This is a genomic window from Nocardia lijiangensis NBRC 108240, from assembly GCF_001613045.1.
Lineage (GTDB): Bacteria > Actinomycetota > Actinomycetes > Mycobacteriales > Mycobacteriaceae > Nocardia > Nocardia lijiangensis.
On the sequence record NZ_BDBP01000112.1, the window covers coordinates 1 to 26,480 of the forward strand.

The following is a 26,480-nucleotide window of genomic DNA, read 5'->3' on the forward strand; positions in this document are numbered from 1 at the left end:
CCGCCCGCCGCCGGAGCTCGCGGTGGAGCAGCGCTGCGACCCGCCGATCGACCGGGTCGACGCGGCCGCCTTCGCGGGACGCATGCTATCCACCCGTCTGCACGCCAAACTGTCCGACGCCGCACTGGCCTGCACCCGGCTCGCGGTGTTCGCCGAAACCGAAGCGGGCGAACAGCTCTCCCGGATCTGGCGGTGCGCCGAGCCGCTCACCCCCGGGGACACCGCCGACCGGGTGCGCTGGCAGCTCGACGGCTGGCTGACCCGCCGCGACCGCCCCACCGCCCCGGTCACGCTGCTACGCCTGGAACCTGTGGAGGTCGTGCGGGCGGGCGCGCTGCAACTGGGTCTGTGGGGCGGCGTCGGCGAGGAGGACGAGCGCGCCCGCCGCGCCCTGGTCCGGGTGCAGGGACTGCTCGGCGGGGAGGCGGTCCAGGTGGGAGTGCTCAGCGGCGGCCGCGGTCCCGCCGAACGCGTCACCATGGTCGTGCTCGGTGACGAACGGGTGCCCGAAGCCGATCCGGAACAGCCATGGCCCGGCCGGCTACCGGAACCCGCCCCCGCGGTGCTGCTGCTGAACCGTCCCGCGGTGCGTCTGGAAGCGGCCGACGGAACTCCGGTCCTTGTCACCGAACGCGGCCTGTTCACCGCCGACCCGGCCCGCCTGCACTGGGGCAGCCGCAGCTGGCCGCTGGCCGGGTGGGCCGGGCCGTGGCCGATGGACGAACACTGGTGGGTCCCCGATTCCGCCGCCGCGGCCCGCGCCCAGGTGCAGCTGGGCGGCGACGCGGGCGACGTCCGGGTGCTGCTGCTCGTCTACAGCGACGAGTCGTGGCGGGCCGAGGGACTCTACGACTGACCGTCCCGCGACCAGACGAACGCGATGGTGAACGGATGTCCGCGCAGCTCGGCCCATTTCGGCTTGGCCCGCACCCAGGCGTCGTCCACGACCGCCTCGACGACCTCGGTGAGCGCCCAGCCCGCCGCCAGCGCGGCGGTCAGGTGTTCGCCGAGCATGTGCAAGTGGGTGCTGATCGCCACCGGCGCGCCGCCCTCCGGCGTGTAGTGCGTCGGCATGCCGGTCACCATCATGAACTGGGGGTGATAGCTGACCGTGACACAGCGACCGCCGGGCGCGGCCAGCCGCCTTGCCTCGGTGTAGAACGGGCCGAGCTCGGGCAGGTGCTCGTCGATCAGCGAAGCGATCACCAGGTCGTAGGCGCCCTCCGGCAGGCCGGTCGCCCGGACGTCCGCGCGGCGCAGCGAGGTGTGCGCGCCGCGAGCGCGGGCCAGCTCGAGCATGCCTTCGCTCACGTCGACGCCGTCGATCCTGCGCACCCCGCGCTCACGCAGCCAGCCGCCGGTCCGCCCGGTCCCGCACCCCAAGTCCGCCGCCCGCTCGACGCGATCCCACACCGGAACACGCAGCCGTGCGAGCAGGCCGAGATCCATCTCGTCCAGCACGGTGCGCTCGTAGGTCGGCGCCCACCCGTCGTATCCGGTGGCCACGTCGACGGTGTTGTAGTTGCGGCGGTCGAAGTCGGCGAATGTCGGCATGTGCGCATCCTGCGCCGCGATGTGCTCTCCCCGCCAATCGTTTTCGAGGGGACCACACGAGAAGTGCCGGTCACCTGCCGCGAAATCGGCTGTCTACCTGCCCGTCTGCCAGTCCTGGCGCGCCGCCCAGTCGCGCAGGGTGGTGGCTCCGATCTCCAGCACCGACGGATCGGGTTCCGGCGGAGTGGGTGCTCCCGGGGGCGGCGGTGTGTATACCCCGGCGATTCCTTCGGCAGCCTCGGCACCGAGGTGCGGGGCGAGCATCTCCCGATAGGAGTTGGGGGATATGGAGTTCCACCGCACCGGGCGTCCCAGGACCGCACCGAGCTCGGCGGCGACCTCGTCTCCCGTCAGCGCCTGCGGGCCCGCCACGATCCGCAGCGGCGGCGGAGTGGTCGCGGTGATCAGGTCGGCGACGGTCGATCCCAGATCGTCGAGCGCGACCCACGGGACTGGCAGTTCCCGCGGCAGCGGATAGGCGAGCTCCCCGGCGCGCACGAGCGGAGCGGACCAAGAGGCGACCAGGTTCTCCATGTACTGCCGCGCGGGCGCGACCACCGTGGCGGCCTCGACGCCGCGGGACAGTTCGGTGGACAGCAGCACGCGGGCGTCCACGAAGGGCACGCCGACGGGCACGGGCGGCATCACGCTGCCGGTGTTGAGAACCACCCGCTCGACGCCTGCCTTCCGGAGTCCGGCCAGCATCGCCTCGGCCTGCTGGACGGCGAGGTCGGTGAAGATCAGCGGCAGCTGCACGACCACCGCGTCGGCGCCCTCGTACGCGGCGGCCAGCGAGCCGGGTTCGAGGAGGTCGGCCTCGATCGGCTCGGCGTCCGGAGGCAGCAGGGCGGGAGTAGTGCGGACGATGCCCCGGACGCGGTGCCCCGCGGACAGCAGGCCGCGGACGATGGCGGCTCCTTGGGTTCCGGTTGCGCCGTGGACGATCACGGTTGATGTGCTCATGCCGTCGACGCTAGTTTCAGGAAGGAAGCAATACCCAGAAAGTGATATAATTTCCCAATGGAAACCATTGGCGATGAGCAGCTGAAATATCTGCAATCCGCCGACTGTTCGGGGTGCGGTGTGGAGCGCACGTTGAAGGTTCTCGACGGGAAGTGGACGACGCTGATCGTCCGCGAGTTGCTCTCCGGCCCCAAACGCTTCGGCGACCTGCGCACCGCCCTGGGTTCGCCGAGCGCCAAGACCCTCACCGACCGCCTGCGCGCCCTCGAACACCAGCGAATCCTCACCCGCACCGTCTACGCCGAAGTGCCGCCCCGGGTCGTCTATCGACTCACCGAAGACGGCGAGAGTCTCAGCGGCATCCTGTACGCCATGCTGAAGTGGGGCGAGGAACACCCGCTCGAGGACTGACGGCTGCTCGGCGAATCGCCGAACGGTGCTCGGCCGCTGTGATACTCCCGACAAACCCTGGGTGGCGGCACGGTAGGGGTCGGTACCCTCGAACATCGTGGATCTGACGGTTGCCCGGATGGCGTTCGGTGGGGTGCAGATCGCCTATCGCGATTCGGGGGTGGTCGACGAGACACCCGTCGTGCTGGTGCACGGGATGGGCGGGGACGGACACACCTGGGATCGCTTCGCGCGCCGGTTGGCGCGGGCGGGTCGGCGGGTGATCATCCCGGACCTGCGCGGGCACGGCCGCAGCGCGCACACCGATTCCTACCGTTTCGACGAGTTCGGCGCCGACGTGCTGCGCCTGTGCGAGCGCCTGGATCTGCGCCAGGTGGATCTCGTCGGGCACTCGCTCGGCGGTTACGCGGTGTCCTGTGTCGCGCAGGAGCGGCCCGAGCTGGTGCGCAGGCTGGTGATCGAGGAATGCCCGCTGCCGCTGCGCTCCGGCGACGAGGAACTGCGGCTGACCCGCAGGTTCCCCACCGTGCCAGAACTCTGGCACGCGACGACCAGCCTGATTCGGCATCCGCGCGCCGTGCTGGCTTTCGACCGCTCGATGACCCGCACCGCGCTGGAACAGTTCCGCAAGCCGAACCCGGAATGGTGGGACCGGCTGGCCGACATCACCGCGCCCACGCTGGTGCTGCGCGGTGGGCCGGGCGGCATGGTCGATCCGGAGAAGCTGGCGGTGCTGCTCGGCCTGGTCCCCGACTGCACCGACGTCCCGTTTTCCTGTGGCCACAGCATCCATCGCGACCGGTATCGCGAGTTCGAGGCCGTGGTGCTGCCGTTCCTCGCCGTGCCGTGAGGAATCGTGTACGTCGCGCGGATCTAGAGTGAAACGGTGCTCGCTACCACCCGGTCCGTTCGTCATAGTGCGCGTCGCCGCGCGCCCGGACGCGTGAGCACGCGGTGAACGCCTTCGACGACATGACGTGTTCGGCGGCCTCGGCCGACGTCCCGCTGCCCGGCACCGCGACGAGGGTGAGCGGCTGGCTCTGCGTCGAACATCCCGGCGCGTGGGGGCGTGACGTGATCGGCGACGAGGTGCTCAGCCCCGAAATCACCGCGGAACTCGCCGCGCGCACCACCGCCGCGCGCGTCCGCCCGACCCTGATTCGCCGCCCGGGACGCAGCGAATTCACCGGAGTCCGAACGGTTCTGCTGGTCAACTCGCGCGCCGAGGGCGGCTGGTGCGAGCGGCTCGAGATCACCGACCTGAAGCAGTTGCTCGAACTCGACCTGCACCTGCTCGCCGGTCCGCCGCCGGGTCTCGGGGAGCGGGTGACCGACCCGCTGGTCCTGGTGTGCGCGCACGGTAAGCGCGACCAATGCTGTGCCCTGCTCGGCCGTCCCATCGCCGCGGCGTTGTCGGCCGACCACCCCGACCGGGTCTGGGAGTGCTCGCACACCGGCGGCCACCGCTTCGCCCCCGCCATGGTGTTGCTGCCCTCGGGACTCACCTACGGCCGCGTCGACGCCGCCGCCGCGACCGCAGCGCTGGCGGCCGTGCACCGCGGCGAGGTGGCGCTCACCGGTCTGCGCGGGCGCAGCGGACACCGGCCCGTCGAACAGGTTGCCGAACTCGCGGTGCGCGCGGAGATCGCCGCTGGTCTCGACGAACTCACGGTTCAGCTCGAAAAGGACTCCATCGCAACCGATCCCACGCACGCGGGCAGTGCGGTCGTCACCCACCGCGACGGAAGGCGCTGGCGCGTCACCGCGCGGACGGTCGCCTACGCCCCGCGCCAGGCCAGCTGCGGCGCGGGCCCGAAACCGGTAACCGCCCTCGTCGCCGACCCCATTCAACCGCTGCCCTGATTCCGCCCTGGGCAAATCCATTACCCACTCAGAGCTTTCGTCCGTCATCGGTGGCCGGTTGGCGGCGCCTCAGTGCTGGATCAAGCCGCCGACCGGGACGGGAGCGACGTGGCCGGTTGCCGGCAGGGTCCGAGCCAGAGCGAGACCGATATCGACGAGTGCGGACCTGCGGAGGCGGGCGACGTCGGCGATCGGAGTCCAGATCGACTCGGCGGTCTCACCGTTGGGCTCGGGCCGGAGCTGGCCGCCGGTGACGCGGACCTGGTAGAAGATGCCGACATTCTGGTGCTCGGCTCCGGCACGCGCGGCGGCCGCCGGAATCACCCGCGAGTCCACGCCGAGCAGACGTTCGACGATCCCGTGGCAGCCCGTCTCTTCGGCGAGCTCCCGGGTCACCGCGTCGAACGGATCCTCCGCGTGCTCGACCCCTCCGCCCGGAAGAGTCCAGGTGGTTTCGCCGCCCTGTGGTACGTGACGGGCGAGCAGCACGCGCCCGTCCTCGATGCACACGGCGTACGCGGCCAGCCTGAAACTCATCCCCATAACCTCCCGCCGGACCTTATCCCAGCGTCCTCCGCTCGACACGCAGCGACGAGGTCTTGCGTTGTGGGCGTGTGGCTTCGGATGCCGACGGGACCGGGTGCGGCGCGGGGCAGGTAATGTCCCGACGGCAAACGTGCCGGTCGAGGGAGGGATGAGATGACGACACCGCCGTGGGGATCGAACACGCCGGGGACTCCGCCCGGACCGCCGCATGAGGACGTGCCGGGGTATCCGCCCGGACTGCCGCAGGATGGCGTGCCGGGGTATCCGCCGCATTCCTACGGGGGCCCTCCCGTCCCGCCTCCGCCGAACGGCGGGCATCCCGTTCCGCCGCAAGGTCATTCGGGCCCACTCCCACCCGGCTATCCGGCCCCGCCGCCTGGCTATCCAGCCTCACCGCAAGGCCAGTCGGTCCCACCTCCGCCCGGCCATCCGGCTGCGGTGCCGCCCGGCTATCCGGCCTCGCCGCATGGGCATCCCACGCCGCCGCCACACGGCTATCCAGCCGCGCCGCAAGACCAATCGGCCTCTCCGCATGGCCATCTGGCTGCGCCGCCGCCTTATCCCGCGCCGCCGCCGGGCTATCCGGCCCCTCAGCCCGGCTACCCTGTCCCGCCGCATGGGCAACCGGCTCCTCCGCCCGGCTACCAGCAGCACCCCCATGCCGCTCCGCCGGGCTACTCACCACACCCCGCCCCGCCGCCCCTCGAGTTCCCCGGCACCCCCGCCGTCCAGGCCTACCTCACCGCGGTCACCCACCACATGACCCGCGGCCGCATGCAGATCAACCAGCACATGGTCGGCCCGCTGATGAGCCTGGTCGGCGTCACAGCGGTGATCGCGACCGCATTGAACCCGATCGACCTCGTCCTCTGCGTCGCCACGTTGGAGGAGATCTCACCGGCGGCCATCGACGACTTCCCGCGCCAGGTCGACGGTTTCGCCAAGAACCAGCGCAGGCGCAGCGTGTTCGGGGTGAAGGGTGGCGCCATGGGCGTGGCCGCGCTGGTGTCCGAACGCGTGCATCCCGCCGCCGTGCAGGCGCTGCGGAACCGGCCGATGAGTTTCGGCTCGGTGGTGTCGCCCGCGATCGTGGATCTCGGGAACCGGCAGCTGCACATCGCCTCCAATACGCCCGCCGTCGGCCTGGCGATGTGGCACAGCGTGCGCTCGCAGGCGCGGGTCTACCTGCCGGAGCCGCGCCTGGTGCTGGGGTAGCGCACCCGGTGCCCGCGGGACATCGCCACATCGTGCAGGGCGGTCACCAGTGGGTGCCGGGGACCCAGCGCGCCGCGCGGCGCAGCACGCTGCCGGTGACTCGGCGCGCGGCGGACCGTTGTTGCCGTTCCGGTTGCGGGGCAACGGGTTCCACGTCGTCCTCGGTGTCGGCGGTCTCGCCCCTGGCGGCGGGGGAGTCCGGCAGCGCGCGGTAGTAGCGGTGCAGGACGCGGTCGCGGAACTTGGGCGTGAGCAGCGCGCCGTACTCGGCGAAGGTGCCGATCGGGACGTCGATCCGCTTGGGCCGTTCGGTGAGCGCGCGCACGATCGTGGCCGCCGCCCACTCGGGCGATTCCGACGGGCCCTGGTCGCCGCTCGGTGTGATCATCGGCGTGCGCACCAGCGGCATGTGGATGGTGGTGAAGGTGACGCCGTCCGCCATGGTCTCCACGGCCGCCACCTCGGTGAACTTGTCCAGTGCCGCCTTGCTGGCCAGGTACGCGGAGAACCGGGGGGTCGCGACCTGCACGCCCGCGCTGCTGATCTGCACGATGTGGCCGAACTTGCGCTCGCGCATCTGCGGCAGCACAGCGAGCGTCATGCGCAGCGCGCCGAAGTAGTTCACCGCCATGGTGCGCTCGAAGTCGTGCAGGCGGTCGGTGGAGCGGTGGATGGCGCGGCGGATCGAGCGGCCAGCGTTGTTCACCAGCATGTCGACGTGGCCGTGCTCATCGAGGATGGTTTTCACGGTGTGGTCGACGGAATCGGAATCCGTGACGTCGCACTGATATCCGTACGCCGAGCCGCCCGCGGCGCGGATCTCCTCGACCACGGTGGCGAGCTCGTCGCCGCGGCGGGCCAGCAGGAAAACGGTGGCGCCTTTGCCTGCCACGGCCAGCGCGGCGGCCCGGCCGATGCCGGAGGAGGCGCCGGTGATGAGGACGTGCCTGCCGGTCAGGTCCCGGTTGCGGCGGTTGCGTCGGATCTGCCCGCGCACACCGGCGTCGTCGGCGGAAGCTTGGGTCATCGGGGTTTGCTCCTTTGTCGCGTCAACGGAGACGGCCAGGGTCGGCACGAACTTACTCTGAAGTAAGTTTACTCGCCAAGTGGCGCTCGTCACGCTCGAAGACGCGCTCGAACGAACCTCGAATACATCGAACATATGTGCGATACTCGTGCGCATGGCGGACGATCGGATGGCGGACATCTTTGCCGCGGTGCGGCTCGGCAGCGGAAACCCGGAAGCGGCGCAGCGCGCGCTCGGTGCGCTGTGGGAGGAACTAGATCCGTCCGGCGATCCCTTGCAGCGCTGCGTGATCGCACATCACCTCGCCGTCTTGCAGGAAACGGACGAGGAGGCGCTGCACTGGGATCAGCGCGCGCTCATGGCGGTGTTCGGCCCCGGCATCCCGCTGGACGAGGGTCTGCGCTGCTTCCTGCCCTCGCTGTACCTGAACCTGGCCGACAGTCACCGCAGGCTCGGCGATTTCGACGGCGCCCGAATGCAATTGGCGATCGCCCGCGGTCATCTGCGGATCCTGGCCGACGACGCGTACGGCGAGATGATCCGCGACGGGTTGGACCGGGTGGATGCCGCGGTTGCCGCCGGATCCACCGAGCGGGTTCGAGGGGGCTGATCGGCGGGCGGGCGGCGGGCCGATGAGGGGCCTGCCGCCCGCTTGTTGCGACTCGGTATCCGTTGGGCGGACCCACGCGCTCCTCTCCATCTATCGAATGTATGTTCGATGATAGAGGTGATGTGTCATGGGTTGGAGCAACGGCCCGCCGACCTGGGCGGAGCTGGAGCGGGTGCTGTCCGGTCGCCCCGGCCGGACCAATCCGGACGCCATGTACCCGGGCGACGGCGGGGACAGCCCGGCCTGGTCGCGCAAACGCGAGCCGTACGTGGCCGAGCCGATACGCCCCGACGGCCCGACGGTGCCGTACGCGGAACTGCACGCGCATTCGGCCTACAGCTTCCTCGACGGCGCCAGCCAGCCCGAAGAGCTGGTGGAAGAGGCGGTGCGGTTGGGGCTGGAGGCGATCGCGCTCACCGACCACGACGGCTTCTACGGAACCGTGCGCTTCGCCGAGGCGGCCAAGGAATGGGGGATGGCGACCGTCTTCGGCGCGGAACTGTCGCTGGGTCCGCAGGACGGGCGGCCGCGCGCGGCGCAAGCCACGCATGCCGACGCGCCGGACTCGGCGCCACGCACGGGCGCGCCGGACCCGGCAGGGCCGCACCTGCTGGTGCTGGCCCGCGGCCAAGAGGGCTATCGGCGGCTCTCCCGCGAGATCGCCGCCGCCCACCTGGCCGCGGGGGAGAAGGGCATCCTCCGCTACGACCTCGACGTCCTCACCGCGGCGGCGGGCGGGCACTGGCACATCCTGACCGGCTGCCGCAAGGGCCACCTGCGCCGCGCGCTCGCAGAGGACTTGCGTGCGGGCGACACCCGCCTGGTGCGAGCCGAAGCCGCGCTGCGCGAACTCACCGAACGCTTCGGCGGCGACCGGGTCGGCGTGGAACTCACCCACCACGGCGTCCCGGAGGACGACGAGCGCAACGCCCACCTGATCGACCTGGCCGACCGGCTCGGGCTGCCCGTAATAGCCACCACCGGAGCGCATTTCGCCGCCCCGGCGCAACGCCGCCGCGCTATGGCGCTGGCCGCCATCCGGTCGAGGCAGAGCCTGGACGACATCGCGGGCTGGCTGGCGCCCACCGGCGGCGCGCACCTGCGCTCCGGCGCGGAGATGGCGCGGCTGTTCGCGGCCTGTCCCGACGCGGTGGCCAATGCCGCGGCGCTGGCCGGGGAGTGCGCCTTCGACCTGCGCCTCATCGCACCCCAGCTGCCGCCCTTCGACGTGCCGGACGGCCACGACGAGAACACCTGGCTGCGTGAGCTCGCACTCCGGGGAGCGGCCCGCCGCTACGGCTCGCCGCGGGAGAATCCGGCGGCCTACCGCCAGATCGAACACGAACTCGAGGTGATCGAGCAGCTCGGCTTCCCCGGCTACTTCCTGGTGGTGCACGACATCGTCAGCTTCTGCGCGGACAACGACATCCTGTGCCAGGGCCGCGGTTCGGCGGCCAACTCCGCGGTCTGCTACGCCATCGGCATCACCAATGTCGATCCGGTGGCCAATCAGCTGCTGTTCGAACGCTTTTTGTCTCCGGAACGCGACGGCCCGCCCGATATCGACGTGGATATCGAATCCGATCGCCGGGAGGAGGCGATCCAGCACGTCTACGCCAAGTACGGCCGCGAATACGCCGCCCAGGTGGCCAATGTGATCACCTATCGCGGCAAGTCGGCGGTGCGCGATGCCGCACGCGCGCTGGGGTTTTCGCCGGGACAGCAGGACGCGTGGAGCAAACAGGTGAGCCGCTGGACTGGTGTCGCGGCCGAGACCGGCACCGACATCCCCGACGAGGTCCTGCACTTGGCCGCCGACATCGAAGGTCTGCCAAGGCATCTGGGTATCCACTCCGGCGGCATGGTGATCTGCGACCGCCCCATCGCCGACGTGTGCCCGGTGGAGTGGGCGCGGATGCCCGGTCGCAGCGTATTGCAGTGGGACAAGGACGATTGCGCCGCGGTCGGGCTGGTGAAGTTCGACATGCTCGGGCTCGGCATGCTCTCCGCGCTGCACTACATGATCGATCTGGTGCGCGAGCACAAGGGTGTCGAGGTGGAACTGCACCAGCTCGACCTGAAGGAAGCCGCCGTCTACGAAATGCTCTCGCGCGCCGACTCGGTCGGCGTCTTCCAGGTGGAGTCGCGTGCGCAGATGGCCACCCTGCCCCGGCTGAAGCCGCGCGATTTCTACGATCTGGTGGTGGAGGTCGCGCTGATCCGTCCCGGTCCCATCCAGGGCGGCTCGGTGCATCCGTACATCCGCCGCCGCAACGAGCGCGAGAAGGTGACCTACGACCATCCGGCGCTGGAGAATTCGCTCGGCCGCACCCTCGGCGTGCCGCTGTTCCAGGAGCAGCTGATGCAGATGGCCGTCGACGTCGCCGGTTTCACCGCCGCCGAGGCCGATCAGCTGCGCCGCGCGATGGGTTCCAAACGCTCACCGGAACGCATGGAGCGCATCAAGGCCCGCCTCTACCAGGGCATGCGCGAACTGCACGGCATCACCGGCGAGGTCGCCGACCGCATCTACGAGAAGCTCTACGCCTTCGCGAATTTCGGCTTCCCGGAAAGTCATTCGCAGAGTTTCGCCGCGCTGGTGTTCTACTCGGCGTGGTTCAAGCTGCACCATCCCGCCGCGTTCTGCGCCGGATTGCTGCGCGCCCAGCCGATGGGCTTCTACTCACCGCAATCCCTGGTCGCCGACGCGCGCAGGCACGGGGTCGCGGTGCACGGCCCCGACATCAACGCCAGCCTCGCCGAGGCCACCCTCGAGGTGGCGGGCGCCGAGGTCCGGCTCGGGCTTGCCGCCGTCCGGCACCTCGGCACGGACCTGGCCGAGCGGATCGTCGCCGCCCGGCGCGAAAGCGGCCCCTACACCTCGTTTCTCGATCTGACCGGACGGGTGGAACTCTCTGTGGCCCAAGCCGAATCGCTGGCCACCGCGGGCGCGCTCGGCAGTCTCGGCATCAGCAGGCGCGAGGCGCTGTGGGCGGCGGGCGCCGCGGCAGGGGAACGCGTGGATCGGCTGCCCGGCACCGGGGCGGCGACCACCGCGCCCGCCCTGCCCGGCATGAGCGAGCTGGAACTCGCCGCCGCCGACGTGTGGGCCACCGGGATCTCACCGGGCAGCTACCCGACCGAATTCCTGCGCCCCCACCTCGACGCGCTCGGCGCCGTCCCCGCCGCCGGATTGCTCGCCGTCCCCGACGGTTCCCGGGTACTGGTCGGCGGGGCGGTCACCCACCGCCAGCGCCCCGCCACCGCCGCCGGCGTCACCTTCCTCAACCTGGAAGACGAGACCGGCATGGTGAACGTGGTCTGCTCGGTCGGGCTGTGGGCCCGCTACCGCCGCCTGGCCCAGAGCGCCACCGCGCTGCTCGTTCGCGGGCGGGTACAGAACGCGGAGGGCGCGGTCACCGTTGTCGCGGAGCATCTTCAGCGACTGCATCTCCGGATCGAGGGGAAGTCGCGCGATTTCCGATGACCGGGACTCGGCGACCGCACTACGCTGCGAGCATGCGGAAGCTTGCTGTGCTGTGCGCCGGTCTGCTCGGGCTGGCGCTGATCGTCGGCTGCGGGGCCGATGAGCGTGCCGATTCGGGGGGATCGACGGCGGTGACCGCCGCGCCCGCGCCGGTGTCGCCACCCGGGTTCCGGGAGAAGTCGCCCGGGGAGGGACGCGGGCAGGACACCGACACTGTCGACCGCAAGGAGGTCGTCACCGGCAGCATCGAGATCACCTCGGGCGATCCGATCGTGGCCGCGGCGAAGGTCGGCGACCGGGTGCGCGAGGCGGGCGGCCGGGTGGACAGTCGCACCGAGCAGCCGGGCACGGACGACACCGAGCCCAGCGCCTTGCTGACCGTGCGGGTGCCCGCGGACAAGACGGACGCGTTCGTGAACGGTCTCGGCGCGATCGGCACTCTCACCAGGGTGAGCACCAACCGTGACGACGTCACCATGCAGTGGGAGGACCTGGACGCCAGGATCAAGGCGCTGCAAGCCTCGGTCGATCGGCTGCGCGCGCTGATCGCCGGCGCCGCCAACACCGCCGATCTCATCGCCGCCGAAGAGGCGCTGGCCGGCCGCCAGGGCGAGCTCGACAGTCTCACCGCCCAGAAACGCCGCCTCGACGATCAGGTCGCGCTGTCCACCCTCACCATCGAGATCACCACGACCGGAAAGGAATCCGACGAGGGGCCGAGCAACTTCTGGGACGGTATCGTCGCGGGCTGGAACTCCCTGGTCGACTGGCTGAAGGACGCGGTCGTCTTCACCGGCAGGGCGATTCCCTGGCTCGGCTTCCTCGCGATCGTCGGCGGCCTCGTCTTCGCACTCGTCCGCGTCGTGCGCCGCAAGCGCCGACCGGCCGAAACGCCTTCCACCACAGCGGTTCCCGCAGCTACCCGAACAGGAGCCCCCGATGCCGCCGACGGTGGTCAGGGCGATCATCAAACCGAACAGCCGTAAAGGCCCGCTCGTCGAACCACTTCCGGACGGCACCCTCCAGCTCTACGTCCGCGCCCCCGCCGTCGAAGGCAAGGCCAACAAGGCCGCCATCGAACTCCTGGCCACCCACTACAACGTCCCCAAAACCGCCGTCCGCCTCACCGCGGGCGCCACCTCCCGCTTCAAACGCTTCGAGATCGTGGACTGAGGGGCCGTCTCAGAACTCGAGTTCGGTCCACGGAATGCTGATCGGGAACGGGAAATCGAACTCGATACCGTTCGGGGCCTCGCGGGTCCATTCCCCGGTGAGCAGATAGTTGGAGGGACGCAGCGGGCGAATTCCGTCGGGAAGCTGTCCATATCCGGTTTCGAGTCCGTAGACCCGGACGATGTCTATGGCGCTGTCGTCGCGGGCGAGTGTGACCTCCCAGTACCAGGGGATGCCACCGCTGGCGTAGCGCGCCTTCTTGGCTTCGATGTCGGATTGGGTATTGCCCGGGGAGAGCACTTCACCGACCAGCAGGACATCACCGGCGCGAACATCCTGGTAGGGCCGTTCCAGGCAGCGGTGGACGAGGAAGTCCGGCGTCACGAAGTCGGACTTGCCAGTCCTGCCGAAGAAGACGTTGGTCTCCAGGTTCGCGCGCCAGCAGTGCTCGGTATTCAGCGACATGTCCTTGCGCGCAAGGCCTTCGAGCGCATTCGTCAATCGGCGGGTGAACGTCTGGTGTTCGCCGGGGCCACGGCGCAGCCAGACCACCCGCCCGTTCCACAGCTCGATCTGCGCGGCGATCTCGGCGGGTAGCTTCTCCAGTTCCTCCCATGTCAGGCGGGTGGGAAGATTCGGCTGCTCGCGGTGCGGCTCTGGCATGCGTAAATGGTAGCCGCGCCGCTCTCAGATCCCGCCGGGAAAGCCCAGCTGACGCCAAGCTTCGTACACCGTGACGGCCGCGGCGTTGGAGAGGTTCATGGACCGGCGGCCGGGAAGCATCGGGATGCGCACGTGAGCGGTGACGTGCGGGTCGTCGAGGACGTGGTCGGGAAGGCCGGTCGGTTCGGTGCCGAAGAGCAGGACGTCGCCGGGCTGGTAGGCGATGTCGGTGTAGCGGGTGCTCGCCTTGGTGGTGAAGGCGTAGACGCGCTCCGGCCGCAGCGCCGCCCACGCGGCGGACAGACTCTCGTGCACGGTGACCGAGGCCAGATCGTGGTAGTCCAGCCCGGCGCGGCGCAGCTTGGACTCCGAAAGATCGAACCCCAGCGGCTCGATCAGGTGCAGCTCACAACCGGTCCCAGCGACCAACCGGATCGCATTGCCGGTGTTCGGCGGGATACACGGCTCGTGAAACATCAGGCGGAACACCGCCCCAGTCAATCAGGCCCCGCTTCCGCCGGGTCGACGGGCCACCGGCGCGGCTCATCGAAGCTGCCCTTGCTTGCCCAGCCGCAAAGGCACCGCTGATGCCGACGCCTTTCAGTTGGGTAGAAGCCGAAACGGTGTCTTGCGGCGGCTGCGAACGACACTGAAGTGCCGCCGGTCGAGGGTCGCTACTTCGCCCACGTCCAGCCGCTCGGCGACAGCGATGATAGACGCATCGATGGCTCCCAGCGGGAAGTCCGCGTACTTGCGGACCAGTTCGGCCATCCGCAGTAAGTCGGTCTCGGTGAGATCGACGAGTTCGATCTCCTTGTTGGCGACCGATTCGAGGAACGTCGCTTCGGCCTCGGGCCCGACGCGCGTTTCCACGAAATAGCAGACCTCCGCAAGCACTGGGCTCGGGATGAGGAGCGGGCCGGCGTGCAACTCGAGCAGGTCCAAGCAACGTCGATGATCAGCGTCGTTGTCGTTGAGTACCGCAACGAGTGGTCCTGTGTCGCAGACGATCACTCGGTTTGTCTACCACGCTCTTCGCGGAGGACGTCCTCCGACCTGGCAGCTAGATCGGGCTCGGCATGCATCAAACCGGCGAAAGAAAGCCGCCTGCGTCGTTCGCCGACAGGTTCGCTTGCCGTGCCTGGATCGGTGGAATCAGTGACGACCAACTGCAGCGCGACAGCGCGCAGCGCATGCGCCTGCGCCGGGGTGAGCCGATCGACCAGATCGTGCAGGTCGTCGTAGTCATGCGCTGCGGTCATGCCGTTCAGTTTAGTGAATCGCATCGCATCCACTGCATCGAACGATCGCGGGTTCGTCTGCAGGAATCGGTGCCGTGACCGATCTCGACGTATCGACTGGATCGAGAGAGCGCGGGCTCGTCTGCAAGAATCGGTGCCGTGACCGATGTCGACACGTCCGCCGGACGGCACGCAGGCGGTAGTCGTGCCGCGCAGTTCCTGCGCTGTCACCTGCCGATGGTGGCCGTGGCGCTGGTGGTTCTGGTCGCGGTGGTCTTCGTCGCTTCGGATCGCTGGCGGCGTGGCGCGCTGTTCTTCGGCGGCGCGACGCTGTTGGCCGCGGCGTTCCGGTTGTGTCTGCCGACCGCGCAGGTGGGCCTGCTCGCGGTGCGCAGCAAGCCGTTCGACGTCGGCGCGCTGAGTCTGCTCGGCTCCGCCATCGTCTTTCTGGCCGCGACCATCAACACCCTGGGCGTCGGCTGAGCCCACAGATCGTTTCGGCGCCGCACAGCGCCACTGCCGCTGTGCGGCGTGTGCCGGCTGTGTGGGACTGACCGAAAAGGAAAGCGCGCACGCGAAATCGGTGCGTTTCAGCTGGGGCTAGCGGTTCTCGCGGGCCAGTCGCATGGTCTCGATGAGCAACTTCGAAACGGCTGCGGCCTCGGTCAGGAATCCGTCGTGGCCGTCGCGGGAGTGCACCACTTCCAGGCGATCGCAACCGGGCAGCGCGTCGGCCAGTTCCTGTTGCGTGCGCAGCGGGTACAGCCGGTCGGAGTCGACGCCGCCGACCACGCAGGGCACCGGTGTCGCGGCCAGCGCCGCCTCGATTCCGCCGCGCCCGCGCCCGACGTCGTGCCGGTTCATGGCCTCGGTGAGCAGCACGTAGGTGGCGGGATCGAAACGCCTGCAGAGCTTTTCGGCCTGGTGGTCCAGGTAGCTCTGCACCGCGTAGCGGCCGCCGCGCCACGGATTCTCGGAGCCTTGGGCCCGGTTCTCGAAGCGGTGGTCGAGCTCGCCTTCGGTGCGGTAGGTCAGGTGCGCGATGCGGCGGGCGATGCCCATGCCGGTCGTCGGCGCGCGATCGGTGTCGTGGTAATCGCCGCCCCGCCAGTCCGGATCGGCCTTGATGGCCGCGATCTGGGTGGTCTGGGTGCCGATCTGGTCGGCGGTGGCGCGGGCGCCGACCGCGAGTACCAGCGCCGCGGCCACGCGCTGCGGCGCGCCGATCATCCACTCCAGCACCCGCATGCCGCCCATCGAACCGCCGACCACCGCGGCGAGCCGCTCGATGCCGAGCAGATCCAGCAGCGCGGCCTCGGCGGTCACCTGGTCGCGGATGGAGATCTCCGGGAAACGTGAGCCCCACGGCCTGCCGTCGGGCGCGAGCGAGGACGGCCCGGTGCTGCCTTTACAGCCGCCGAGCACATTGGTCGCGATGACACACCACTCGTCGGTGTCCACCGGCGCGCCCGGCCCGACCATGCCCTCCCACCAGCCGGGCTGCGAGTGGATGTCGTCGGGCGTACCGACGACGTGCGAGTCACCGGTCAGAGCGTGCTCGACGAGCACCACATTGTCCAGGGCGGGGGAGAGTTCGCCCCACCGCTGCACCGCGAGGTGCACGTTCGGGATCACCGCGCCGCTTTCCAGCCGCACGTCCCCGATAGCGATCACACCCGGACTGCCGTCCGGCGGTGGCAGCAGGCCGATGCCGGAGGTCGTACGGGCGGTGCTCCGATCGGTGCTCACGGTCACGTCGTCGCCGCCGTGAATCCGGCGCGCAGATCGGCCAGAATGTCATCGATTCCCTCGATACCCACGGCGAGGCGGACCAGTCCGGGGGTGACGCCGGAGGCCAGTTGCTGCTCGGGAGTCAGTTGGGAGTGCGTCGTCGAGGCCGGGTGGATCACGAGAGAACGCACATCCCCGATGTTAGCGACGTGGCTGTGCAGGACTAACGCGTCCACGAACTTCTTGCCCGCGTCGATGCCGCCGCGCAGTTCGAAGGAGACGATCGCGCCGGTCCCCTTCGGCGCAAGCAGCTTGGCCCGCTCGTGCCAGGGCGAGCTGGGCAGGCCCGCGTAGAAGACCGATTCGACGGCCGGATGCTCCGCGAGGAACTCGGCGACCGCCTGCGCGTTGGCGACGTGGCGCTCGACGCGCAGGCTGAGCGTCTCGATGCCCTGCGCGATGAGGAACGCGTTGAACGGCGAGACCGCCGCGCCCAGATCGCGCAGCAGCTGCACGCGGGCCTTCAGCGCGTAGGCGGGCGCGCCGAGGTCGGCGAAGACCGCGCCGTGGTAGCTGGGGTCCGGGGTGGTGAAGCCGGGGAAGCGGGGCTCGCCCTTGTCGTCGCGGACGGTCCAGTCGAAGGCGCCGCCGTCGACGATCGCGCCCGCGACGGCCGCGCCGTGCCCGCCCAGGTACTTGGTGGCCGAATGCACCACGATGTCGGCGCCGTGCGCCAGCGGCTGGATCAGGTACGGGGTCGCGACCGTGTTGTCCACGATGAGCGGGATCCCTGCGGCGTGCGCGACCTCGGCGATGCCGGTGATGTCCAACACGGCGCTGCTGGGGTTGGCGATGGTCTCGCCGAAGAACGCCTTGGTGTTGGGCCGGATCGCGGCGCGCCACTGCTCGAGATCGTCCGGGTCCTCGACGAACGAGACCTCGATCCCGAGCTTGGGCAGGGAGTAGTGGAAGAGGTTGTAGGTGCCGCCGTAGAGGTGCGGGCTGGACACGATGTGGTCGCCCGCGGACGCCAGGTTCAGGATCGCGTAGGTCTCGGCGGCCTGCCCGGAGGCGACCAGCAGCGCGGCGACACCGCCTTCCAGGGCGGCGATGCGCTGCTCGACCACGTCCTGGGTCGGGTTCATGATGCGGGTGTAGATATTGCCCGGCTCGGCGAGCCCGAACAGCGCCGCCGCGTGGTCGGTGTCGCGGAAGGCGTAGGAGGTGGTCTGGTAGATCGGCAGCGCGCGGGCGCCGGTGCTCTGATCGGGGGCTTGGCCCGCATGGATCTGCTTGGTCTCGAAGGACCACAGGGCAGGATCGAACTCGGCCGCGACGGGGTCGGTCATGTCATGCTCCACAAGAGTTGTTCGCCGGAACTAACGAGATCGGGAATGCGGTCTACAACAACACATTTCCGGGAACCTCCTGACAGCGCGCTTGCCCTCGACCGTCGAGGGCCCGGTCATCACCCGGAGCACCCCACCGCTGCTGGAGGGTTGCCGTCCAGCGAGCCGGGGCTTGGCGCTGGCACTCATGACCTGACGGACATGGTAGCTGGCGGGCGGCCAATGGCCGAAATTCGTAGCCGATCTCACTCCGCCGTTTCGGCGGCCGGTTCCGCGCAGACCCGCATGAACTCCGCGTACGCGTCGAGCAAGGTCTCCCGCGACGCGCGCACCGCGGTGGCCGCATCGCCGTCGATGATCAGGTCGTGGTGCGCGTCCATCGCCAGGTGGCACAGCATCTGCCAGGTAGAAACGATCAGGCGGACGGACATCGCCTCCTGCGTGGTGCCGAGACGTTCGGCCAGTACCGCGGTGATGGCGTCGGACTTGTTGTCGGCGAACTCCAGCGCGCGGCTGTTGACCGACGGGCAGCCGCGCGCGATCCGCTGCATCTGCTGGAACCTGCGGAACGAGACCTGCGAGTTCTCGGTCGCCGCGTCGTCGATCACCAACAGGTAGGCATTGCACAGCGCGCGCAGCTCGTTGCCGCCGAGCGGCTCCTCTCGCAACCTCTCGGCAACCACTTGGCCGAAGTCGGCGATGGGAGCGAGGACGATGTCCTCTTTCGTCTCGAAGTAGCGATTCACGGTGCGCGGCGACACGTCGGCCGCATTCGCGATCTGCTCGACCGTCGTCGCGTCGAAGCCCTGGGCGTCACAGAGCTCGAGTCCGATGTTCGCGATCCGCGTCCTGGTCTGCTGCTTCTTGCGCTCGCGCAGGCCGAGCGGCGCGGTGTTCGTCGTAGTGGCCGCCGCGCTGTCCCCGGTCGCTGCGGCATTCGTGCCCGCCGGCGTGGATGAGTCGAGCATGTTTTCACTGTAACGCAGGTCTCCTAGCAACTGTCACAGAGCGGCAAATGTCTGATTGCGACATTTTTCTATTGACGCCAAATGTCTGGTGATGCCAGGATTGTCCACGCCACTTCCGAGGACGAGGAGACACAGTGAGCGAGCGTCAGCGAGCGAACCAGAGACACAGCGTGCACTCGCGCACGACGGAGCCGAGCGCTAGCGAGGTGCAGTCGTGAGCGAGCGTCAGCGAGCGAACCAGAGACACAGCGTGCACTCGCGCACGACGGAGCCGAGCGCCAGCGAGGTGCAGTCGTGAGCGAGCGTCAGCGAGCGAACCGGAAACACGGCGCGCACTCGCGCACGACGGAGCCGAGCGCCAGCGAGGTGCAGTCGTGAGCGACACTTCGACAGCGGTGCACGTGCCGGACAACCGGCGCGGCTCGACCCGCTGGCTGGCATTGGGGGTGATCGGCCTGGCCCAGCTGATGGTGGTCCTCGATGCGACCATCGTGACGATCGCGCTGCCGTTCGCGCAGCGTGACCTGGGCATCAGCGAGGGCGACAAGCAGTGGGCCCTCACCGCGTACACCTTGATCTTCGGCGGACTGCTGCTGCTCGGCGGCCGGCTTGCCGACTATCTCGGCCGCCGCCTGATCTTCATGGTCGGCCTGGTCGGCTTCGCCGCCGCGTCGGCGCTCGCGGGTCTGGCGCAGAACGGCGCCCAGCTCTTCGCGGGCCGCGGGCTGCAGGGCGCCTTCGCCGCGCTGCTCGCTCCCGCGGCGCTCGCGCTGGTCTCGGTGACCTTCACCGAGGCGAAGGAGCGGGCTCGTGCGTTCGCGGTGTTCGCGGGCATCTCCGCGGGCGGCGCGGCCATCGGGCTGATCGCGGGTGGCGCGCTCACCGAATACGCGTCCTGGCGGTGGACCCTGCTGGTCAACACCCCGATCGCGATCCTCGCGCTGGTCGGCGCGCTCGCGTTCGTGATCAAGGATGTGCCCGTCGGGCGGACCGGCGGCTACGACGTGCCCGGCGCTGTCACCGTGACAGCGGGCCTGATCGCCATCGTGTACGGCTTCAGCCGCGCCGCCGATCACGGCTGGACCTCGGGCGGCACCCTCGCGCTGCTCGCGGCCGGGATCGCGCTGCTGATCGCGTTCGTCGCGATCGAGCGTCGTTCGTCGAATCCGCTGCTGCCGCTGCGTATTCCGGGGGAGACCAACCGCGGTGGCGCGCTGCTCGCGGCGTTGCTCATCCCCATCGCGATGTTCGCGATGTTCCTGTTCCTGAGCTTCTACTTCCAGGTCACGCTGGGCTACTCGCCGCTGAAGGCGGGCGTGGCGTTCCTCCCGTTCCCCGCGGGCATCGCGGTGTCGGCGGGCATCACCAGCGCGCTGCTGCCGAAGCTCGGCCCGCGTCCGCTGATGGTGGCGGGCGCCGCGCTCGGCGTGGTCGGGCTGATCTGGCTCGCGCAGCTGAGCTACGGCGACAGCTATGCGGCCGGTGTGCTGCCCGCCCAGGTGCTGATCGCGCTCGGCATGGGGCCGCTGTTCGTCGGGATGCAGGCGGTCGCGCTGCACCGGGTGGACGACGCCGACGCCGGTGTCGCCAGCGCGTTGCTCAACGCCGCCCAGCAGGTCGGCGGCGCGGTCGGCACCGCGCTGCTCACCACGATCTCGGTGCAGGCGGCGAAGGACTACTTCGCCGACAACCCGACCGTCGACGACCTGGCCGCGCGCGCCGCCATCTACAGCTACGACGTCGCGTTCTATGTCGGCGCGGGCTTCTTCCTCGCCGCGATCCCGGTGATCGCGCTGATGATCAAGGCCGGACCGGAGAACTTCGCCGAGGACGCGGAGGAGGGTGCTCGCATCCCGATCGCCGTTTGATTCGAATCGGGTATGGCCCGCGCATCGCTTCCTCGAGATCCGGTGCGCGGGCCGTGTCGCGTCCGGGGGTCGTCCAGTTCCTGCCCAGGTCGGAGAGCTCGATCGCCCGGGATGCCATGATGGAGAAAGTGGTTGGGGTCACATGTGAGCTACTCGTCGGTAACTCGTCGCGGAGTCCGCACAGTGGGCCCTCCCCGCGCAGTGAGATCGTCGGCAGCAGTACGCTTGTCTTGCTTGCACCACACGTCCCGCAAACAACGCGGTACATATACGTTGTCTGTTGAACAGCTGGGGTCCGCTCACAAGCGTGTTCGCCTGGCCGTGCAAAAGGGCACCATCCTAGGAGGACACGAAGATCCATGTCCAAGATCAAGGTTGAAGGCACCGTCGTAGAACTCGACGGTGATGAGATGACCCGGATCATCTGGCAGTTCATCAAGGACAAGCTGATCCACCCGTACCTCGATGTGAACCTCGAGTACTACGACCTGGGCATCGAATACCGGGACAAGACAGACGACCAGGTCACCATCGATGCGGCCAACGCCATCAAGCAGCACGGCGTCGGTGTGAAGTGCGCCACCATCACGCCGGACGAGGCCAGGGTCGAGGAGTTCGGCCTCAAGAAGATGTGGCGCTCGCCCAACGGCACCATCCGCAACATCCTCGGCGGCACCATCTTCCGCGCGCCGATCATCATCTCCAACGTCCCGCGACTGGTTCCCGGCTGGACCAAGCCGATCATCATCGGCCGTCACGCCTTCGGCGACCAGTACCGCGCCACCGACTTCAAGGTCTTCGAGGCGGGCACCGTCACCCTCACCTTCACCCCCGACGACGGCAGTGAGCCGATCGTGCACGAGGTCGTGAAGATGCCGGAGGACGGCGGCGTCATCATGGGCATGTACAACTTCAAGAAGTCCATCGAGGATTTCGCGCGGGCGTCGTTCAACTACGGCCTGCAGCAGAACTACCCGGTGTACATGTCGACGAAGAACACCATCCTGAAGGCCTACGACGGCATGTTCAAGGACACCTTCCAGGAGGTCTTCGACGCCGAGTTCAAGAGCCAGTTCGACGCGGCGGGCCTGACCTACGAGCACCGCCTCATCGACGACATGGTCGCCTCCTCCATGAAGTGGGAGGGCGGCTACGTCTGGGCCTGCAAGAACTACGACGGCGACGTGCAGTCCGACACCGTGGCCCAGGGCTTCGGTTCGCTGGGTCTGATGACCTCGGTGCTGCTCACCCCGGACGGCAGGACCTGTGAGGCGGAGGCCGCGCACGGCACCGTCACCCGGCACTACCGCCAGCACCAGCAGGGCAAGCCGACCTCGACCAACCCGATCGCGTCGATCTTCGCCTGGACCCGCGGCCTCGAGCACCGCGGCAAGCTGGACAACACCCCCGAGGTGATCGGCTTCGCGCAGACACTCGAGGACGTCGTCATCAAGACCGTCGAGGGCGGCCAGATGACCAAGGACCTCGCGCTGCTCGTCGGCGGCGACCAGGGTTACCTGACCACCGAGGAGTTCCTCGGCGCGCTCGACGCGAACCTGGCTCGCGCGCTGCGCTGAGTCGGCACCGGGGCCGGGACGCGATCCGTCCGACCCCGACCGGCGCTGGGATTTCCCAGCGCCGGGTTGAACGGGCACCCGCCCACCTCGCGGTGAACGGGTGCCCGACGTGTATCCGGGAACGCCGCCCTCAGCTTCCGGAAGGCACCGGTGCGTCGAGCAGCCCGGCGAACGCCCTGGTGAAGCTGGCGGTCCCGTGCCCGCGTTCGACCTCGGCGTCGAACAGCCGCTGCAGCGGATCGAGCAGATCCGTTGCCACGCCTTGGTTTCGGCTGGTGGTGCGGATATCCGCGAGCCCGGTTGCGTTGACCGCGAGGTCGGAGAAGTTCACCGGGAACTCCCGCGAATCGATCTCGGCGGCCAGCGTCGGCAGCATGTCGAGCAGCGCGCGCAGCCAGGGCACCAGGAACGTGTCGGTGAAATCGACCGCGGAGACCTGCTCGGTGTGCACCATCGCGGTCGCCTGGAAGAACCCGCCGAACAGCCCGTACATCCCGCCGAGCACCGCCATGTCGTGCAGCGCAGCGACGCCCGCGTCGGCACCCACGTACTTCGTCACGCCCAGTTCCCTTATGACGTCCGCGAATTCGGCCTCGGCCTCGGCCGCGCCGCTGTAGACGAGCAGCGTGTCGGGCGTGCCCACCGTCTGCGGGATGCCGAAGATGCCGCCGTCCAGGAAGCGTGCCCCGTGCGCGGCGAGCCGGTCGGCCAGCTCGCGCGCGGTGTCGGGCCGGCCGGTGGCGAGGTTCAACACCGTCCGTCCGCGCAGCGCCCCGCCCAGCGGGACCAGCTGATCCCCGGCGGCCGCGGTGTCGGCCAGCACGGTGACGATCAACTCGCCCGCCGCGACCGCGTCCGCGACACTCTTCGCGCGCCGTGCGCCCAGCTCATCGAGGTGAATCGCCTTGTCCGGCGTGCGATTCCACACCGTGGTCGGGTGGCCGTTGCGCAGGAAGACCTCGGCGATCGCCGCGCCCATCCGCCCGAGACCCAGCACGGTGATCGATGTCTTGCTCATGATTCCTCCGTTGTGTCGCTCTGTCGGGTGGGCGCCCGCCGACCAGTCTTCGCGCTCGGGCCGCCGAGGTGTGAGTGGCAGAACTGACGCTGATCGAACTATTCCTGCCATACTCGAAGGCATGACCGGCCGAACCGTCGCCATGGCCATCGCCCCCGGCGCGCTGCATCCCTGGGATCTGTACGAATTGGGCGTCGTCGCCGCGATTTTCGGCACGCCGCAGCCGGATCTGGCCGACCCCTGGTACGAGCTGAAGGTGTGCTCGGTGGCCCCGGACCGGCCGACCCAGCCGATCGGCTTCGGCGCCTTTCTGCGCGCCGAGCACGGCCTCGACGACCTGCTCACCGCCGACACCGTGATCGTCCCCTCGGTGGCCCACGAGTGCGTCACCGCCGAACGCGAACTGCCACCCGAACTGCTCGACGCGCTGGTGACCGCGCATCGCCGTGGCGCGCGCATGGTCGCGCTCTGCGACGGCACTTTCGCGCTCGCGGCGGCGGGGCTGCTGGACGGGCGGCGCGTCACCGCGCACTGGGCGCACGCCGAGATGCTGGCGAAACGCTTCCCGAACATCGAGGTCGACGACTCGGTGCTCTACGTCGACGACGGCGACGTGCTCACCAGCGCGGGCATGACCGCGGCGGTGGACCTGTGCCTGCACCTGGTGCGGTGCGATCTCGGGGCCGAGGTGGCGAACCAGCTGGCGCGCCGCATGGTCGTCCCGCCGCATCGGTCCGGGGGCCAGGCGCAGTACGTCGACCGGAACGTTCCGGCGCGTCCCGCCGACGACCTCGGCGTCGTACTGCAATGGGCCGTCGAGCATCTCGGCGAGCCACTCACTGTCGACACCTTGGCGGCCAAGGCCAACATGAGCCCGCGCACCTTCCACCGCCGCCTGCACCGCTCCACCGGAGCCACACCGATGCAGTGGCTGCTGAACCAGCGACTCGCGCACGCCCAGTCGTTGCTGGAGACCACCGACTTCAACATCGAGCGGATCAGCCGCCTCTCCGGCCTGGGAACCGCGACCAACCTGCGCCGCCATTTCGCGTCCGTGGTCGGCGTGACGCCCGCCGAGTACCGGCGGACCTTCGCGCGCCGGGAGCCGATCGCCTGACCGGCTCCAATTGCCGGAAGGTCATCACACAGATGTGATAGCCTCAGGTCGTGCTGTATGCGATCGAGATCGAGCCCGAGGTTCGCTCGTTCCTGGCTGGACTGTCGCCGGTCGATTTGGCTCGCGCCGACTTCGCCGCAGGCCTCCTCGCCATGTACGGCCCCGAACTCGGCGAACCGTATTGCCGCTACCTCGGTGACGGGGTGCGTGAGCTGCGGTTCACCCTCACACGTAGCCGGGCCACGCGGATCACGTACTGGTTCCCAAGAGGCCGGAAGGTGGTGCTGCTGACCGTGTTTCACAAGACGAAACAACGCGAGACAGCCCAGATCGACCGCGCGAAACTGGCCCGCAAGATGTGCGAATCGGAGCACACCGACCCGGCGCACTTGACCTTCGATCCCATGGGAGACACCGGATCATGACCAGCCAGCAGGAATTCGACGCCCACCTCGCGGCGACCCGCGCGACCCCGGAATACCAGGCTGCTGCCCGCGCCTACACGCTGGCGCACGAACTCGGCCGCCAGATTCGCGCAGCTCGTGAAGCGCGCGGCTGGTCGCAAACCGAACTGGCGACCCGCGCCGGAATGCGCCAGCATGCCGTGAGTCGCCTCGAAGCGGGGGACGTGGTGCCGACGATCACCACTTTGGAACGGATCGCTGCCGCCCTCGAGACCGAGCTGTCGGTGTCTCTGGCGGCGTAGGGCGATGCCGTGTGAGCTGGACTGATACCGCGGCGAGTGGTGGTCGAACTCACGTCGGCTCGGGAAGCGATCGTCCGCGCGCGCCGGTTACATGAAGGCGTGACGAGTCAGGTAGCCACCCATCTGCCCGCCCCGCCCGAGAAGGCGCGGACCGAATGGCATGTTCCCGCGATGCTGGCGCTGGCTCTCGGCGGCTTCGGCATCGGCACGACCGAGTTCGTCACCATGGGTTTGCTGCCCGATATCGCGCAGGCCATGAACGTCTCGGAGCCGACCGCGGGACATGCCGTGTCGGCGTATGCGCTTGGTGTGGTGATCGGCGCGCCGGTCTTGGCCGCGCTCTGCGCGCGGGTGCCGCGTAAGCGCCTTCTCATCGCGTTGATGATCGCGTTCACGGTGGGCAACGCGGCCACGGTGGTGGCACCGAGCTTTCAGAGCCTGGTCGTGGCGCGCTTCGTCTCCGGTCTGCCGCACGGGGCGTATTTCGGCGTCGCCTCGTTGGCCGCCGCCACACTTGCGCCCGTCGGACAGCGCGCCAAAGCTGTTGCCGCGGTTATGCTGGGACTGAGCGCCGCCAACGTTGTCGGCGTTCCCGCTGCCACCTGGCTCGGCCAGCACCTCGGGTGGCGGGACGCCTTCGTGGTGGTCGCGCTGATCGGCATCGCCACGGTCGCGGCGCTCGCCCGTTTCGTGCCGGAGCTCACCGGCATGAAGACCACCGATCCGATGACCGAACTCGGTGCGCTGCGTCGCTCGCAGGTGCTGCTGACCTTGGCGGTCGGCGCCGTCGGCTTCGGCGGCATGTTCGCCGTCTACACCTACATCACCACCACCCTCACCGACGTGGCAGGCATGTCGCTGGGTTTGGTGCCGTTGGTGCTGATGCTGTTCGGTCTCGGCATGGTGGCGGGCAATATCGTCGGCGGCGTGCTCGCCGATCGCGGTGTGGACCGCGCCGTCTTCTTCGCGATGGTCGCGATGGCCGTCGTGCTCGCGGGCTTCGTCGCCGCGGCGCACAATCCGTTCACCGCCGCTGTGGGTGCGTTCCTGGTCGGCGCGACCGGCGCGGCGCTCGCGCCCGGCCTGCAGACCCGGCTGATGGACGTCGCTGCGGATGCCCAAACCCTCGCCGCCGCGCTCAATCACGCCGCGCTGAACATCGCCAATGCGGCGGGCGCGTGGATCGGTGGCCTGGTCATCGCGGCGGGTCTCGGGTACACCGCGCCTGCGGCCGTCGGCGCGGGTCTCGCGGTGGTCGGCACGTTGCTCTTCGCCGTGACGGTGTGGGTCGGTCGGCGGACTTCGGTCGGTCACGACCAGTAGTCCGCCTGTTGCCGTCGCCTGCCGCCGTCGCCTGCCGCGCGGTACCGTCGCCCGTCGCCCGTCGCCCGTC

The 26,480-nt window shown here is 69.3% G+C and carries 27 protein-coding genes, 1 pseudogene and 1 riboswitch; of the genes and pseudogenes, 16 read left to right on the forward strand and 12 right to left on the reverse strand.

Annotation, left to right across the window (positions count from 1 at the left end):
- Positions 1–856 (forward strand): annotated as a pseudogene (locus tag NL1_RS38330) (DNA polymerase Y family protein); the annotation flags it as partial.
- Here NL1_RS38330 and NL1_RS31620 read toward each other — a convergent pair.
- Both NL1_RS31620 and NL1_RS31625 read right to left on the reverse strand, forming a co-directional pair.
- On the reverse strand, positions 847–1,554 hold the full coding sequence (locus tag NL1_RS31620) for a class I SAM-dependent DNA methyltransferase (protein WP_067847270.1): 708 nt from the start codon (positions 1,552–1,554) through the stop codon (positions 847–849). The pseudogene NL1_RS38330 and the gene NL1_RS31620 overlap by 10 nt on opposite strands.
- A 93-nt stretch (positions 1,555–1,647) precedes the next feature.
- Complete coding sequence (locus tag NL1_RS31625) at positions 1,648–2,517, reverse strand: SDR family oxidoreductase (protein WP_084511209.1); 870 nt, start codon at positions 2,515–2,517, stop codon at positions 1,648–1,650.
- A 57-nt stretch (positions 2,518–2,574) separates the two neighbouring features.
- On the opposite strand from NL1_RS31625, the gene NL1_RS31630 reads away from it, so the two are divergent.
- The 3 genes from NL1_RS31630 (at position 2,575) to NL1_RS31640 (ending at position 4,791) form a co-directional block, all read left to right on the forward strand.
- Complete coding sequence (locus NL1_RS31630) at positions 2,575–2,928, forward strand: winged helix-turn-helix transcriptional regulator (protein WP_067847276.1); 354 nt, start codon at positions 2,575–2,577, stop codon at positions 2,926–2,928.
- 118 nt (positions 2,929–3,046) lie between these two features.
- Positions 3,047–3,778: an alpha/beta fold hydrolase gene (locus tag NL1_RS31635; RefSeq protein ID WP_067847279.1), complete on the forward strand. Its 732-nt coding sequence runs from the start codon at positions 3,047–3,049 to the stop codon at positions 3,776–3,778.
- A 122-nt stretch (positions 3,779–3,900) separates the two neighbouring features.
- Positions 3,901–4,791 (forward strand): ferredoxin family protein, encoded by an 891-nt coding sequence (locus NL1_RS31640; protein ID WP_067847337.1) that lies wholly within the window; start codon positions 3,901–3,903, stop codon positions 4,789–4,791.
- A gap of 69 nt (positions 4,792–4,860) precedes the next feature.
- Here NL1_RS31640 and NL1_RS31645 read toward each other — a convergent pair whose 3' ends face one another.
- Positions 4,861–5,328: an NUDIX hydrolase gene (locus NL1_RS31645; RefSeq protein ID WP_067847340.1), complete on the reverse strand. Its 468-nt coding sequence runs from the start codon at positions 5,326–5,328 to the stop codon at positions 4,861–4,863.
- Between the two features lie 162 nt (positions 5,329–5,490).
- Between NL1_RS31645 and NL1_RS39125 the strand changes: the two genes are divergently transcribed.
- Positions 5,491–6,552, forward strand: coding sequence for a hypothetical protein (locus NL1_RS39125; RefSeq protein ID WP_218024516.1), 1,062 nt, complete (start codon positions 5,491–5,493; stop codon positions 6,550–6,552).
- Positions 6,553–6,595: 43 nt separating this feature from the next.
- On the opposite strand, the gene NL1_RS31655 is transcribed toward NL1_RS39125, so the two are convergent.
- A complete protein-coding gene (locus NL1_RS31655) occupies positions 6,596–7,579 on the reverse strand; it encodes an SDR family NAD(P)-dependent oxidoreductase (protein ID WP_067847285.1) in 984 nt (327 codons plus the stop codon).
- A gap of 154 nt (positions 7,580–7,733) precedes the next feature.
- Between NL1_RS31655 and NL1_RS31660 the strand changes: the two genes are divergently transcribed.
- The 4 genes from NL1_RS31660 (at position 7,734) to NL1_RS31675 (ending at position 12,849) form a co-directional block, all read left to right on the forward strand.
- Positions 7,734–8,189, forward strand: coding sequence for a hypothetical protein (locus NL1_RS31660; protein WP_067847287.1), 456 nt, complete (start codon positions 7,734–7,736; stop codon positions 8,187–8,189).
- A 127-nt stretch (positions 8,190–8,316) separates the two neighbouring features.
- Positions 8,317–11,676 (forward strand): error-prone DNA polymerase, encoded by a 3,360-nt coding sequence (locus tag NL1_RS31665; RefSeq protein ID WP_067847290.1) that lies wholly within the window; start codon positions 8,317–8,319, stop codon positions 11,674–11,676.
- Positions 11,677–11,708: 32 nt separating this feature from the next.
- Positions 11,709–12,662: a DUF4349 domain-containing protein gene (locus tag NL1_RS31670; protein WP_067847293.1), complete on the forward strand. Its 954-nt coding sequence runs from the start codon at positions 11,709–11,711 to the stop codon at positions 12,660–12,662.
- Positions 12,616–12,849, forward strand: a complete 234-nt coding sequence (locus NL1_RS31675; protein WP_067847296.1) for a DUF167 domain-containing protein — start codon at positions 12,616–12,618, stop codon at positions 12,847–12,849. The genes NL1_RS31670 and NL1_RS31675 overlap by 47 nt, the downstream gene beginning before the upstream one ends.
- A 9-nt stretch (positions 12,850–12,858) precedes the next feature.
- On the opposite strand, the gene NL1_RS31680 is transcribed toward NL1_RS31675, so the two are convergent.
- The 4 genes from NL1_RS31680 to NL1_RS31695 all read right to left on the reverse strand — a co-directional run bounded on the left by NL1_RS31680 (position 12,859) and on the right by NL1_RS31695 (position 14,774).
- Positions 12,859–13,512 (reverse strand): Uma2 family endonuclease, encoded by a 654-nt coding sequence (locus NL1_RS31680; protein ID WP_067847300.1) that lies wholly within the window; start codon positions 13,510–13,512, stop codon positions 12,859–12,861.
- 24 nt (positions 13,513–13,536) lie between these two features.
- Positions 13,537–14,001, reverse strand: coding sequence for a tRNA (cytidine(34)-2'-O)-methyltransferase (locus tag NL1_RS31685; protein ID WP_067847303.1), 465 nt, complete (start codon positions 13,999–14,001; stop codon positions 13,537–13,539).
- 111 nt (positions 14,002–14,112) lie between these two features.
- Entirely contained in the window at positions 14,113–14,526 is a 414-nt protein-coding gene (locus tag NL1_RS31690; protein WP_067847306.1) for a type II toxin-antitoxin system VapC family toxin, read from the reverse strand.
- A complete protein-coding gene (locus NL1_RS31695; protein WP_156095144.1) occupies positions 14,523–14,774 on the reverse strand; it encodes a hypothetical protein in 252 nt (83 codons plus the stop codon). The genes NL1_RS31690 and NL1_RS31695 overlap by 4 nt, the downstream gene beginning before the upstream one ends.
- Positions 14,775–14,990: 216 nt before the next feature.
- Between NL1_RS31695 and NL1_RS31700 the strand changes: the two genes are divergently transcribed.
- Positions 14,991–15,236: a DUF3017 domain-containing protein gene (locus tag NL1_RS31700; RefSeq protein ID WP_067847343.1), complete on the forward strand. Its 246-nt coding sequence runs from the start codon at positions 14,991–14,993 to the stop codon at positions 15,234–15,236.
- A 117-nt stretch (positions 15,237–15,353) separates the two neighbouring features.
- Here NL1_RS31700 and metX read toward each other — a convergent pair whose 3' ends face one another.
- The 3 genes from metX to NL1_RS31715 all read right to left on the reverse strand — a co-directional run bounded on the left by metX (position 15,354) and on the right by NL1_RS31715 (position 18,801).
- Positions 15,354–16,508: a homoserine O-acetyltransferase MetX gene (gene metX / locus NL1_RS31705; protein ID WP_084511211.1), complete on the reverse strand. Its 1,155-nt coding sequence runs from the start codon at positions 16,506–16,508 to the stop codon at positions 15,354–15,356.
- Positions 16,505–17,833, reverse strand: a complete 1,329-nt coding sequence (locus tag NL1_RS31710) for a bifunctional o-acetylhomoserine/o-acetylserine sulfhydrylase (protein ID WP_067847312.1) — start codon at positions 17,831–17,833, stop codon at positions 16,505–16,507. The genes metX and NL1_RS31710 overlap by 4 nt, the downstream gene beginning before the upstream one ends.
- An 82-nt stretch (positions 17,834–17,915) precedes the next feature.
- Positions 17,916–18,026, reverse strand: a riboswitch (SAM riboswitch).
- Positions 18,027–18,078: 52 nt separating this feature from the next.
- Entirely contained in the window at positions 18,079–18,801 is a 723-nt protein-coding gene (locus NL1_RS31715; RefSeq protein WP_067847314.1) for a TetR/AcrR family transcriptional regulator, read from the reverse strand.
- 374 nt (positions 18,802–19,175) lie between these two features.
- Here NL1_RS31715 and NL1_RS31720 point away from each other — a divergent pair, with 374 nt between their 5' ends.
- Both NL1_RS31720 and NL1_RS31725 read left to right on the forward strand, forming a co-directional pair.
- On the forward strand, positions 19,176–20,669 hold the full coding sequence (locus tag NL1_RS31720) for an MFS transporter (protein WP_067847319.1): 1,494 nt from the start codon (positions 19,176–19,178) through the stop codon (positions 20,667–20,669).
- Positions 20,670–21,028: 359 nt separating this feature from the next.
- The gene (locus tag NL1_RS31725; protein WP_067847322.1) at positions 21,029–22,246 is read left to right on the forward strand and encodes an NADP-dependent isocitrate dehydrogenase; all 1,218 of its coding nucleotides are present in this window, start codon (positions 21,029–21,031) and stop codon (positions 22,244–22,246) included.
- Positions 22,247–22,376: 130 nt separating this feature from the next.
- Here NL1_RS31725 and NL1_RS31730 read toward each other — a convergent pair whose 3' ends face one another.
- The gene (locus NL1_RS31730) at positions 22,377–23,264 is read right to left on the reverse strand and encodes an NAD(P)-dependent oxidoreductase (protein ID WP_067847325.1); all 888 of its coding nucleotides are present in this window, start codon (positions 23,262–23,264) and stop codon (positions 22,377–22,379) included.
- A gap of 121 nt (positions 23,265–23,385) precedes the next feature.
- On the opposite strand from NL1_RS31730, the gene NL1_RS31735 reads away from it, so the two are divergent.
- The 4 genes from NL1_RS31735 (at position 23,386) to NL1_RS31750 (ending at position 26,410) form a co-directional block, all read left to right on the forward strand.
- Entirely contained in the window at positions 23,386–24,381 is a 996-nt protein-coding gene (locus tag NL1_RS31735; protein ID WP_067847328.1) for a helix-turn-helix domain-containing protein, read from the forward strand.
- A 50-nt stretch (positions 24,382–24,431) separates the two neighbouring features.
- Positions 24,432–24,806, forward strand: coding sequence for a type II toxin-antitoxin system RelE/ParE family toxin (locus NL1_RS31740; RefSeq protein ID WP_067847331.1), 375 nt, complete (start codon positions 24,432–24,434; stop codon positions 24,804–24,806).
- On the forward strand, positions 24,803–25,087 hold the full coding sequence (locus NL1_RS31745; RefSeq protein ID WP_067847334.1) for a helix-turn-helix domain-containing protein: 285 nt from the start codon (positions 24,803–24,805) through the stop codon (positions 25,085–25,087). Before NL1_RS31740 ends, NL1_RS31745 begins: the two co-directional genes overlap by 4 nt.
- Before the next feature lie 123 nt (positions 25,088–25,210).
- Entirely contained in the window at positions 25,211–26,410 is a 1,200-nt protein-coding gene (locus NL1_RS31750) for an MFS transporter (protein ID WP_067847348.1), read from the forward strand.
- The last annotated feature ends 70 nt before the right edge of the window (positions 26,411–26,480 follow it).